An 11,263-nucleotide genomic window follows, 5' to 3' on the forward strand; every position below is an offset into this window, starting at 1 on the left:
TCCAGATAAGGCCTCTATTCGTCGCAAGATCAAGAAGGCTGGGTGGGATGATCAGTTCCTCATCTCTATCATCGCTCATATGCGATAGCCCTGCCGCAAGCGGGGAGACGGTTAGGGTGAGGGGCAAACCTCTCCGAACCGGAATTTCTATTTGAATAATCCATTCACCAGAAATAGGCTGCAGCAAGGCCATTCCCGGAGGAGAAACGCGTGCTCATCGACACCCATCTTCACATTATCGATCGCTCGGCGCTGCCCTATCCCTGGCTCTCCGGCGTGCCTGCTCTCGATCACGATTTCCTCTATGAGACCTACGCGGCCGAGGCGCGGCGCTGCGGTATCACCACGGCGCTGCACATGGAGGTCGATGTCGATCCCGCTGCCATGCAGGCCGAGACCGACCATGTCGCCGGCATTGCGGGAAAGGCAGGCAGCCTGGTTGCCGGGGCCATCGTCTCCTGCCGGCCGGAAGAGGCGGGTTTTCCCGCCTATCTCGAACGGCAGAAGGCCGATCGCTTCGTCAAGGGCTTCCGCCGCGTGCTGCATGTGGTGCCCGACGAGGTTTCGGAAGGCGCGCTGTTTCGCGAAAATATCCGGCGCATCGGCGGCAGCGGCCTGACCTTCGACCTCTGCACCCTGCCGCATCAGGCGGGCCGCGTCACCGCCCTCGTCGATCTCGCGCCGGATGTGCAATTCGTCCTCGACCATTGCGGCGTGCCGGATATCCGCTCCGATGCCTTCGAGCCATGGAAGGCCGGTATATCGGAGATTGCCCGGCGCCCGAATGTCGTCTGCAAGATCTCCGGTGTTGTTGCCTATGCCGATGCCGCGACATGGACGGCGCAAACGCTGCGGCCCTACATCGAACATGTGATTGCCAGCTTCGGCTGGGATCGTGTCGTCTGGGGCAGCGACTGGCCGGTCTGCACGCTCGGCGGCGGTCTCTCCACCTGGGTCGCCGCGACCCATGCCGTGCTTTCCGGCGTGGGCGAGGCTGAGCGTTCCAAGCTGCTTTTCGCCAATGCGCGGCGCCTCTGGTCGCTTTGAGGTCACAAAATCATGTGATGTGCTGTGGCATGCAAAAGTGCTACTTTGGCATGTCTTTTGCTTGTGTAAGGATGAAGTAACGCAAGTGTTTCGGTTTGGGACGACTTACCACCGGACAATTGCTAGCTTTAGCCAACTCAGGTAAAAGTTGTCAGATACGGATTTGGCGAATAACTTCATATCCGGTGTCCTCAGGAGGGAAAACAAATGAAAGAAGAACCACATGCAGTGGATGTCCATGTCGGGAAGACGATCCGTATACAGCGTCTGCTGAGGAAAGTTTCCCAGACGGAACTGGGAGATCGTGTCGGCGTAACGTTCCAGCAGATCCAGAAATACGAAAAGGGCTCCAACCGCGTTTCCGCAAGCATGCTGGTGGAGATCGCCGGCGCTCTGAAGGTCGATGTCAGGACGTTTTTCGACGACATGGCCGCGCCGGATACCGCCAACGACAACCCGACCCCCAGCGAGGAATTCGTGATTTCGCGCGAAGGCGTGCTTCTCAATGCTGCGTTCTTCTCAATCAAGAACGAAGCTCTTCGCAAGAAGATCCTGAAGCTCGTCCAGGCGATCGCTCATACCGAGCAGCTGGAAGCGGACGCCGCCGAATAGAGCGGCTGGCCTTCACGCGCTCCAGGCGACCCGCATGAGGATCAGTGGCGAGCCATCACGATAGCAATCGATCGGGACCAAGGGGATCAATCCGGATCAGTTGCCATCGATCGGCTCAATTTGTCATCGATCGGGATCGAAAATTATCGATCGGGATCAATGGCGATCGATCAGGATCAGATTCTCGCTGGCATCCTTCATTGCGATCTTGGCCTTGCTGCCGAGCAGCTTCTCGAGATTGACGTCTAGCTCCCTGTCGGGATCTATGCCGTCCCAATCGATGACGACCTGCAGCAGCGCCATGTTCGTCAGGTGCATCAGATTACGCAGCTGAAGCTTTTCAGCCTCCTCCTTGGCTGCCGACAGCAGCCGGAAGATCCTTGCGTATTCGCTGCCCGTAGGCTCGTTGTGCTGTTCAAACATCGTTCCCGCCCCTCTGGTCGCGAAACCCTAAGATTCCATCACCACTGCATCTTCCGCCGCGACCGTTATTCAAGCGTTACAGGAACCTTATTGCGCGTGACTTCGGCGTGCAGAAGCTGCCAATGCGAGGTGGCGGCGAAGTGCCAGTCACGGTCGACGGGCAGGAATTCGTCCCGGCGCAGCCATTCCAATACCAGCCGGGCGTCGTTGCGCTTGCGCTCGACGCGATTGCCGCGGATGGCGGCGAGGATGGTGTCGCGGCGCGGCTTGCGGAAATGGCACTCGTCGACGACCTTGGCATAGGTGCGTTCGGAAAAATGCAGGAAACGTCCGGCAAGCAGCAGTTTCTTGCGCTCGGCGGGCGAGATCTCGCCGCCGGCAAGAAGCGCGTCGATCGTCGGCTCGAAATCGACCCAGGGCACCGAAAGCGGCAACCAGCCGAGCGCCTGCGGCGCATGCACCAGCGCGACGGCCTCGTCGTCGAGCAGCCGCCCGGCCTCGTAATCCTCGAAGATCGAGCCGATCCCGACCATGCCGAAAGGCGCGCATTCGGCTGCCCGCAACGCGCCCATGCTGGCGCCGCCGGCAACGGCGACATTATGGTCGAGGGCGAAAAGAATTTCCTTGTGCCAGACCGACGGCAGATCGCCGAAATAACCGTCGACGAGGCCGATGGCGGTGGCGCCGTCGTGAACGGCTTTCAGGATATCGCCGCAGGCGGCCGGCGGCCGGAAATCGATGCGGGGGGACATGGCTCTCGCAGCAGCGAGATCGCTGCCGAGGCTCGGGCCGACGAACAGCACCTTCATGATTGGGCTCCTCTGATGGTATTGACCGCGCGCAGGCCGAGCTGGATGTACTGGCCCGATATGTCGACCTCCAGGCCCGGCACGATCACCCTGACGACGGAGACCGGCAAAGCCCGGTGCGCAAACGGCACGACGACGATCTGCTCGATGCCGGCTGCCGCCAGCCGGCCGGCAATCTGGCCGATGGTTGCCTGGATCGTCGCAGCTCTGGCATGACGGGGCTGGAAGGCGCGCATCCGGCCGCCGCCCTCACAGAGCTCGACCATCTGCTGCATCGCCGCACTCCGGTCGAGCCGCTGATAGACGCGCGGCGAGAAATCGTCGCGGCTGCCGGCAATCGCGGTCAGCCGGCTCTGCGCCGCTTCGGTGATGGCGCGCAGCGCGGCGCGCACGGGATCGGGGTGGCAGCCGCAGCCGCCGCAGACATGAGCCCAGCGGGCATCGACGCGGTCGGAAAGATTGCCGGGCATGATGACGGCGAGAAAAGCCGGAATGCCGATATCCGTGGTCATGTCGAGCAGCAGCAGCCGCATGCCGGCGCGTGTGATCCGATCGGTCATGATGTCGATGACCGCATCGCCGAAACAGGCGGGGTCGATACGGCTCTCCTTCAGCCGCTGCGGCGATTTCAGCTGCGTCAGCGCCCAGGCGTCGCGCTCCACCAGCTCGCAAAGCCCATGCAGCACCGCTTCTGACGGCGTGTTGCCGGAGGCGAGCCCATCGCTCGACTGCTCGAAGCCCGGCGGCCGGTCGCCGCGATGGTCGAGGCCGACGAGCCACCAGGGCACGAAGACGCTGCTGCCGGACAGGATGTCGAGCCCGGAGCACCAGGGAATGGGGCCGCTGCCGATCTCGTCGGGTGCGCAGCGTGCGACATTGTCGAGATCGATCATGGCGGCATGTTCTGCCCGCATGCTTTCGACCGTCGCCTGCGTCAGGTCGGCTGGCGGGATTTCGGCGATCCGCGTCTCGATCGCTTCCATGGCGGCCGAGGTCATGGCGGCGTCATTGTCGATCCCCTTGCCCTGAAAGACCGAAAGCGTATGGCTGTTCGGCCGCGTGGCGAAGGCGACGGGAATGTTCAGGACGTCGAGCGCGGTCAGCAGACCGACGCGGGTAATGCCGAACCCGCGCAGATGCGGCCTGATGGCCGCAAGTGTCTGAGCCGGCGTGACCGCGCGGTCGTGATAATCGCTGACGCCAGCCGACGATCGTTCGAGATCACCGGCAAGCGTATGAAGAGCATTTTCGGTTCTCCTCGAATGGCGAAAATGCTCTCCCTCTTTGTTTTCACGCAATTCCGGACGCAAAACCGCTGCACATTTCTGCTGGAATTGCTCTGGGTCGGTGCAAGCGGACATACCGATCTCGCCCTTAGCGGAACCTCAGGGCGTGTGTCAGGCTCTCCAGCCCATTGGCGGAAACGCTGAGTTCGTCCTGCTTCATGGCGGCTTTGGCGGCTGCAGAGAAACGCAGGGACTGTGTCTGAACTGCGGTGGTTTCAGCATTCGTCTTCATGGTTCATCTCCGATTGTTGGGCAGCCCTTGCTGCCGTTAACCATCGGAGGGAAACATTGCCTGCGTCATTTAAGCGTTACAGGCTTCGTTAAAAGGCGATGCAATCAAGGAAGACCGGCGAGTTGCAGGCCTTTTATCAGCGGTTCGGTGAAGGCGGGATCGCGATCGGGGACGAAGTGACGGATATCCTCGCTGCGGAAATCCGGGAAATTTTCCAGAACCGTCCTGGCATAATTCCCGGCCTTGGCGGTATCGCCGGCCATAGCATGCGAGGCGGCCAGCAGACGCGCCGTCGCCTGTTTCGCCTTCACCGGCTCCAGCGCCTCGATCGCCTTTTCATACTCTTCGCGCATGAAGTGGATGCCGCCGAGGTTCCAGTAATAATAATCCGGCGGCAGCGGATTGAGCTTGAAGGCGGCGCGGCTCAGCTCCAGCGCCCGGTCGAAATCGCCGTCATGGGAAAGCGCGTCGGCGAAGTCGGCCAGAATGTCGGCATCGTTGGGATTGAGATCCTGGGCCTGCTGGAAATAGTCCAGGCTTTCGTCGAAGCGGCGGCGATACAGCGCGACGAAGCCAAGCTCGCGGTAGGCCCGGCCGCTATTGGGATCGGACTGCTGCGCCAGCCGCGCAGCACCGTTCGCCTCATCGAGCAGTTCCTTGTCCCGCATGCCGCGGATGAGCCATTCCATGCCGAGCGCGCGCGACACGCCGGCATGGGCAGCGGAGAAATGCTCATAACGATTGAGCGAGGATTTGAACCATTTGCGCGCCTGGCGCAGATGCTGCAGATCGGTCTGGGCGATCAGCCGCTTGCCTTCCAGGTAGAGACGGTAGGCAGAGGCCGGCGCCTCGCCGATCGGCATCGCCAGTTCATGGCGCTCGATCGTGTCGGCGAGCGAGGAGACGATCCGCCGGGTCAGATGCGCGAAGGATTCGCTGATCTTCTGCATGACCAGCGGCAGTTCCAGGGCCCAGATCACCTCCGAGGTCGTCGTCCGCGTCAGCCGGCAGGTGGCAAAGACATCCTCGTCGCGGCCCTGGATGGTGACGTAGACCGCATAGTCGAAGCTGAGGTCGAGCGGGCCCGGCACGGCACGCGCCGGGTCGATCGAACGGCTGAGGATTTCCAGGCTGGTATGGGCTGCAATCACCTTGAAGCCGCGCTGCTGGCTGAGGCCGATGGTGACGTCTTCGAGAAGCGCCCTGCCGACGCGCTCCATCAGCGGATCGGTGAAGATGCTTTCCGGCGGCAGGATGATGATGCGCGGCTGGCCGAGCAGATCGGCCGATATGCCCGATGCCGGCGGGCGCTCCGGGGCGGCGGCTTGTGCTGGGGGGATCAGGCCGAGTTCGCGGGCAAGCGCCGTGGTGCTTTCCTCCGGCTCGGTGTCGAAGTCGTCCTTCAGCTGGCTCTTGCACTTCAAATAGGCCTGACGCGCTGCGGCCGGATCGTTCAGCCTGACATGGGTGCGCATCAGGGCGCGATAGGCCGTCTCATTGGCTGGGTCGAGCTGCAGCAGGCGCCTGGCCAGCGCCACCTGCTCGTCTTCCGATCCGTCTTCCGAGGTTTCGATCAGCCGGGTGAGATGGGCCGAGCGCAATTCATCGATCCGCTGGCGCTCGAAGGTCAGCCAGTCCTCGGCGCCCTGTGTCGGCGATTTGGCGCCTTCGAGCAAATCGCCGTTCAGCATATCGCGGTCTTCGGGGGCGAGCGGCCCTTTCTGCTTCAGGATATGGACGTCGACCTCCCAGCCGTCGGCAAGGCCGATATGGGTTCGGGTCGCAGCCAGCAGCGGCGGAAGGCCGGCGGGAATGCTCTGCTCGATGCGCGCCAACAACTGGCGCAGGCTGCCTGCCCGCTTTTCCGGCAGTTCCGATTGCCATAGCTGCCGCCTGATGGTTTCGCGATCGAGTTCGAGACCGGCTTCGGCGGCGAGCATGGCGAGGAGAAAATAAGATTTCTCCGGCAAGGGGAGTTCCTTCCCCGCCGCCAGCAATCTCGGTCGTCCGAGCAGGCACAGCCTGTTCGTCGATTTTTGCCCGGATGTCGGTTGCATCTCGGTTCTCACCCCTGAAAGCCAAGGCGCGTAAACGCACCAGCGGTCAAGAAATCATGTTAAAGCTATAAAGCCGCCGCGCATAGCGGCCTTTGCTATAAAAAGAAGAAATTTCAGCGATTATTTGCATTTTTGCATGTCGCTCGCCGAGAAGATGCTTGGCCGACACTTTCATGGCGGGTGTTTTTGCGTCGGAGCACGGCGCGTTATTGCCGCCGTCCTCCGTTACAGCGCCTGCGCAATCCGCCTGGAGTAGGTTTCCGTTGCGGCCGCCGCGGCGACGAAATCAAGCCCGATATCCAGCACCGGGGCGCTGTGCGTCAGCCAGCCGACGGAGATGAGATCAACGCCGGAGGCTGCGATTGCGGCGGCGGTTGCCGGGGTGACGCGGCCGGAGGCCTCGGTGATTGCCCGGCCGGCGACGATGGCAACGGCCTGGCGCAGCTGATCCGGGGTCATATTGTCGAGCAGGACGGCGTCGACGCCGGTCTCCATCGCTTCGCGCAGCTGATCGAGGGTGTCGACTTCGACCTCGATCTTCACCAGATGGCCGATGCCGGCCCGCGCCCGGCTGATGGCCTCGGCGACGCCGCCTGATATCGCGACGTGATTGTCCTTGATCAGCACCGCGTCGTGCAGCGCGAAACGGTGGTTCATGCCGCCGCCGGCCCGCACCGCATATTTCTCCAGCGCTCTCAGCCCCGGCGTCGTCTTGCGGGTGCAGGCGACGCTAGCCTTGGTGCCGCGGATGGCGGCGGCAATCTCCGCCGTCACGGTGGCGATGCCGGAGAGATGGCCGAGGAAATTCAGCGCCGTGCGCTCGGCGGTCAAGAGGCCGCGCGACGGGCCTTCGATGGTGGCGATGACGTCGCCCGGCTTGACCGCATCGCCGTCCTGGAGATGCCGGCGCAGGACAATCTCCGGATCGACAAGGGCAAAGGCGAGTTCGGCCGCGTCGAGGCCGGCGATCACGCCCGGCTGGCGGGCGGCCATGATGACCGTCGAGCGATGATCATGGGGGATGACCGATGCCGAGGTGATGTCGCCGGCAAGTCCGAGATCTTCGAGCAGGGCTGCCCGCACCATTGGTTCGACGATCAGGCGGGGAAGCGGAACGAGGGTCATCTAAGCACTCCTTGCAAGAGTATAGAGCGGGGCAAAGACATGGGGCGGCGTGGCGCGGGCGATCTCCAGCGCTTGGGCAAGGCGCATCCGCCGCCGGTCCGCCTGGGCAAGCTTCAGCTGAAAATCGGTGCGGGCATGAGCGCCGCGCGATTCCGCCCTGAGGCCGGCAAAGACGGCGATCAGAAGCGCGACGATAGCCGGATCGGCGGCAGGGCCGTCACCTTCGGCAAGCGGCAGCAGGGCAGCGATCGCCCCCTCTATGGCCTCGGCATTGCGCAACACGCCGAGATGGCGCGAGACGATCGGCCGGACGAGCGATGCATCGGCCGGCGCCGGCAGCCTTGCGGCGAAGATGGCACCGGCAGGGCCTGCCGGCATGGCCGAGATGTCGCGCGCCGCCCGCATGCCCATGACGGCCGCCTCCAGCAGCGAATTGCTGGCGAGCCGATTGGCGCCGTGCAGGCCGGTCGAGGCTGCCTCGCCCACCACCCAGAGGCCGGAAACCGAGCTCAGGCCGTTCGCATCGGTAGCAACGCCGCCCATGTGATAGTGCACGGCCGGGCGCACGGGAATGAGGTCTGTCGCCGGATCGATGCCGGCCTCGCCGCAAAGGGCTGCGATGACGGGAAAACGGGCGGCGAAGCGGCTGCCGAGCGCCGTGCGGGCATCGAGGAAGACGCGGCCGCCGCGGGCGATTTCGGCGCTGATGGCGCGCGCCACGACGTCGCGCGGCGCAAGCTCGGCGCCCGGGATGCGGGCCATGAACCGGTCGCCGCGTTCGTTGACGAGCAAAGCCCCCTCGCCGCGCACCGCCTCGCTGACCAGCGCCAAAGGCCTGCGGCGGGAATCGAGTGCTGTCGGATGGAACTGGACGAATTCCATATCGGCGAGATCGGCGCCCGCCCTTGCGGCAAGCGCGATCCCCTGGCCGAAATTGCCCATCGGATTGGTGGTCGCTTCATAAAGCCCGCCGATGCCGCCGGTGGCGAGCACAAGCTTCGAAGTCGGCAGGATGGCAGCGCCATTGGCGCTCATGCAGAGCAGGCCGGCGACACGCTCGCCGTCCATCAAGATCCGCCGCGCCTCGAAGCCTTCGAGAACTGATATGGCAGGCGTTTGCGCCACCGCCCGCACGAGTGCGGCGACGATCGCGGCACCCGAGCCGTCGCCTTCGGCATGGACGATGCGGCGGCGGCTATGGGCAGCTTCCAGCCCGAGCGAAAGTTCGCCCTCGCCATTGCGGTCGAAGCGCACGCCGGCCCGCTCCAGCGCGGCGATCGCCGCCGGGGCTTCGGCGGTGATGCCGGCGGCAATTGCGGGATCGCAGAGGCCGTCGCCGGCGGCAAGCGTATCGGCAAGATGCAGCGCCGCGCTGTCGTCGGCGCCCAGGCCGGCGGCGATGCCGCCCTGCGCCCAGGCGCTCGATGTCTCCATGCCGAGGGCGGCGCGGGTGACGATGACGGAAGGTTCGGGCGCCAGCGTCAGCGCGGTCATCAGCCCGGCAAGGCCGCTGCCGACAATCACCGTGCGCCCTGAAAGGTGGTCGAGACGCTCTGTCATATCGCCAGCATCCTTTCGACGGCGCGCCGCGCCGCCACCGCAATCGCCGGATCGACGGTCACCTCGTGACGGTTTTCCTCAAGTGCGGCGCGAATATTGGCAAGGGTGATCCGCTTCATATGCGGGCAGAGATTGCAGGGGCGAATGAACTCGACATCGGGGTGGTGGACGGCGACATTGTCGCTCATCGAGCATTCGGTGAGCAGCACGACGCGCGCGGGCTTCCGGCTGCCGACATAGTCCGACATGACAGCGGTGGAGCCGGCGAAATCGGCCTCGGCCACCACCTCGGGCGGGCATTCGGGATGGGCGAGTACGGTCACGCCGGGGTGGTTTTCGCGCAGCTGGCGTACGTCGTCGGCGGTGAAGAGTTCATGCACTTCGCAATGCCCGTGCCAGGCGATGATCTCGACATCGGTCTCGCGGGCGACGTTGCGCGCCAGATATTCGTCCGGGATCATCAGCACCTTCGGTACGCCGAGCGATTCCACCACCTGCTTGGCATTGCCCGAAGTGCAGCAGATGTCGGAAGCGGCCTTCACCGCCGCCGAGGTGTTGACATAGGTGATAACGGGCACGCCCGGATGGGCCTGGCGAAGCAGCGCGATATCTTCCGGCGTGATCGAATCCGCCAGCGAGCAGCCGGCGCCGAGATCGGGGATCAGTACGGTTTTCTCCGGGTTCAGCAATTTGGCTGTCTCCGCCATGAAATGCACGCCGGCGAGCACAATGACATCGGCATCGACCTCGATCGCCTTGCGGGCGAGCGCCAGGCTGTCGCCGACGATATCGGCCACGCCGTGAAAGATCTCCGGCGTCTGGTAATTATGCGCGAGGATGACGGCGTTGCGGCGACGCTTGAGCTCGAGAATGGCGTCGACGTCGTTTTCGAATGTCATCCATTCGGCTTTGGGAATGACGCGGCTGACGCGCTCGTAAAGCGAGGATGCGGAAACAGGATGATTCATGGCCGGCTCCTAATTATGCTCCATTTGAGCATATCATGGGCAAGTAGATATTCTCACTGTGAGCATATGTCAATTGCGGGAGAGCGGTAATTTCGTTCCGGCGAGCGCCCGTTCCTCGAGCACCGTGTGGCGGAAGCGGAAGAGCTTGGCCGGCCGGCCGCCGGTTTCGCTTTCCGTACCGCCGGTTTCCTCGACCAGCTCCTGCTGTTCGATCAGGCGGCGGAAATTCTGCTTGTGCAGCGTCAGCCCCGCCAGCGCCTCGATGGCGCGCTGCAGCTGCAGCAGCGTAAAACTCTCCGGCATCAGCTCGAAGACGACGGGGCGATATTTGATCTTGGCGCGCAGCCGGGCGATCCCGGTCGCCAGAATCCGGCGGTGATCGGCAAACATCGCCCGGCCGAGATTGGCCTCTGCTTCGCATCCGGCCTCGGTGACGAGCCCCGCTTCATAGAGCAGTTCGTAGCGCTGCAGCACCAGATCCTCGTTCCAGCCGCCGCCGTCGAGGCCGAAGGTGAAATCCGCCCGGCGATGGCGGTGGTCGCGCCTGATGGGATCGGCATCGGCCCAGCGTCTCAGGCGCGCCATGATCTCATCCAGCACGGCCGGGCGGCCCTGGCGATGGTCTTCCCAGGGGAAATATTCGTACCAGCCGTGCCAGCCCGGCCGGCCGGCGCCCGACTGTTCGTTGACGAGGCCGAGATAGCTGATCGAGATCGTTCGCCCGCCCGGAATGTCGTTGTTCCGGTCGCGGTCGGCGAAAGTATAGAGCTGTTCGAGATAACCGACGGGGTGCTCGGTCTGCTCCTGCACCCATTCCCGCAGGCCCGATTGCAGGGTGCGATGGCCCATTTCGAACGGGCCGGATGGCAGCGCATTGCCGGAACGGATCGTCATCACACGCGGCTCGTCCCCCGTCACAGCGACGAGCACCGCAATCAATTCCGCATGCGCAAAGCCGATCGTCACAGGGGGCCGAATACTCCGTTCCGGTTGGGTTGAACGGATTATTCCTGACACAGGCTGGGGCGGAAGCCAATGGATGGTTCCCCCTTCTCCCCAGCGGGGCTATGGCATTCACACATTTAGAATTGCCTATGTGATGGTGTTCTGATTCTCTTGCTGGACGCAGGAGAATTGAGCGATG

The 11,263-nt window shown here is 63.6% G+C and carries 12 protein-coding genes; 2 read left to right on the forward strand and 10 right to left on the reverse strand.

Annotation, left to right across the window (positions count from 1 at the left end):
- Window positions 1–187: hypothetical protein (locus GGD57_RS29030; protein ID WP_210304083.1), on the reverse strand; the 187-nt coding region annotated here is incomplete at its 3' end.
- Window positions 188–210: 23 nt separating this feature from the next.
- On the opposite strand from GGD57_RS29030, the gene GGD57_RS28825 reads away from it, so the two are divergent.
- A complete protein-coding gene (locus GGD57_RS28825) occupies window positions 211–1,047 on the forward strand; it encodes an amidohydrolase family protein (protein WP_184473573.1) in 837 nt (278 codons plus the stop codon).
- Between the two features lie 207 nt (window positions 1,048–1,254).
- A complete protein-coding gene (locus GGD57_RS28830; RefSeq protein WP_184473574.1) occupies window positions 1,255–1,659 on the forward strand; it encodes a helix-turn-helix domain-containing protein in 405 nt (134 codons plus the stop codon).
- Between the two features lie 156 nt (window positions 1,660–1,815).
- Here the strand turns inward: GGD57_RS28830 and GGD57_RS28835 are convergent, their stop codons facing one another.
- The 9 genes from GGD57_RS28835 to GGD57_RS28875 form a co-directional block, all read right to left on the reverse strand.
- Window positions 1,816–2,082 carry a hypothetical protein gene (locus GGD57_RS28835; protein ID WP_085740094.1) on the reverse strand — a complete coding sequence of 89 codons (267 nt, stop codon included), beginning with the start codon at window positions 2,080–2,082 and terminating at the stop codon, window positions 1,816–1,818.
- Between the two features lie 65 nt (window positions 2,083–2,147).
- On the reverse strand, window positions 2,148–2,891 hold the full coding sequence (locus tag GGD57_RS28840) for a TfuA-like protein (RefSeq protein ID WP_184473575.1): 744 nt from the start codon (window positions 2,889–2,891) through the stop codon (window positions 2,148–2,150).
- Window positions 2,888–4,252 (reverse strand): YcaO-like family protein, encoded by a 1,365-nt coding sequence (locus tag GGD57_RS28845; protein WP_184473576.1) that lies wholly within the window; start codon window positions 4,250–4,252, stop codon window positions 2,888–2,890. The genes GGD57_RS28840 and GGD57_RS28845 overlap by 4 nt, the downstream gene beginning before the upstream one ends.
- Before the next feature lie 13 nt (window positions 4,253–4,265).
- A complete protein-coding gene (locus GGD57_RS28850; protein ID WP_184473577.1) occupies window positions 4,266–4,409 on the reverse strand; it encodes a hypothetical protein in 144 nt (47 codons plus the stop codon).
- 104 nt (window positions 4,410–4,513) lie between these two features.
- Window positions 4,514–6,466, reverse strand: coding sequence for a BTAD domain-containing putative transcriptional regulator (locus GGD57_RS28855; RefSeq protein ID WP_184473578.1), 1,953 nt, complete (start codon window positions 6,464–6,466; stop codon window positions 4,514–4,516).
- A 225-nt stretch (window positions 6,467–6,691) separates the two neighbouring features.
- Window positions 6,692–7,591, reverse strand: coding sequence for a carboxylating nicotinate-nucleotide diphosphorylase (gene nadC / locus GGD57_RS28860; protein ID WP_184473579.1), 900 nt, complete (start codon window positions 7,589–7,591; stop codon window positions 6,692–6,694).
- On the reverse strand, window positions 7,592–9,151 hold the full coding sequence (locus GGD57_RS28865; protein ID WP_184473580.1) for an L-aspartate oxidase: 1,560 nt from the start codon (window positions 9,149–9,151) through the stop codon (window positions 7,592–7,594).
- On the reverse strand, window positions 9,148–10,119 hold the full coding sequence (gene nadA / locus GGD57_RS28870) for a quinolinate synthase NadA (protein WP_184473581.1): 972 nt from the start codon (window positions 10,117–10,119) through the stop codon (window positions 9,148–9,150). Before nadA ends, GGD57_RS28865 begins: the two co-directional genes overlap by 4 nt.
- Before the next feature lie 69 nt (window positions 10,120–10,188).
- A complete protein-coding gene (locus tag GGD57_RS28875) occupies window positions 10,189–11,085 on the reverse strand; it encodes an NUDIX hydrolase (RefSeq protein ID WP_348646005.1) in 897 nt (298 codons plus the stop codon).
- Window positions 11,086–11,263: the final 178 nt, after the last annotated feature.

Origin of the sequence: Rhizobium esperanzae, assembly GCF_014197615.1 — a bacterium.
In the GTDB taxonomy this organism is placed as follows: Bacteria; Pseudomonadota; Alphaproteobacteria; order Rhizobiales; family Rhizobiaceae; genus Rhizobium; species Rhizobium esperanzae_A.

Excerpts from the sequence above, each read along its gene's own strand:
- GGD57_RS28835 (WP_085740094.1), bottom strand. The coding sequence starts at position 2,082 with ATGTTTGAACAGCACAACGAGCCTACGGGCAGCGAATACGCAAGGATC.
- nadA (WP_184473581.1), bottom strand. The coding sequence starts at position 10,119 with ATGAATCATCCTGTTTCCGCATCCTCGCTTTACGAGCGCGTCAGCCGC.
- GGD57_RS28850 (WP_184473577.1), bottom strand. The coding sequence starts at position 4,409 with ATGAAGACGAATGCTGAAACCACCGCAGTTCAGACACAGTCCCTGCGT.
- nadC (WP_184473579.1), bottom strand. The coding sequence starts at position 7,591 with ATGACCCTCGTTCCGCTTCCCCGCCTGATCGTCGAACCAATGGTGCGG.
- GGD57_RS28855 (WP_184473578.1), bottom strand. The coding sequence starts at position 6,466 with ATGCAACCGACATCCGGGCAAAAATCGACGAACAGGCTGTGCCTGCTC.
- GGD57_RS28865 (WP_184473580.1), bottom strand. The coding sequence starts at position 9,151 with ATGACAGAGCGTCTCGACCACCTTTCAGGGCGCACGGTGATTGTCGGC.
- GGD57_RS28840 (WP_184473575.1), bottom strand. The coding sequence starts at position 2,891 with ATGAAGGTGCTGTTCGTCGGCCCGAGCCTCGGCAGCGATCTCGCTGCT.
- GGD57_RS28830 (WP_184473574.1), top strand. The coding sequence starts at position 1,255 with ATGAAAGAAGAACCACATGCAGTGGATGTCCATGTCGGGAAGACGATC.
- GGD57_RS28845 (WP_184473576.1), bottom strand. The coding sequence starts at position 4,252 with ATGTCCGCTTGCACCGACCCAGAGCAATTCCAGCAGAAATGTGCAGCG.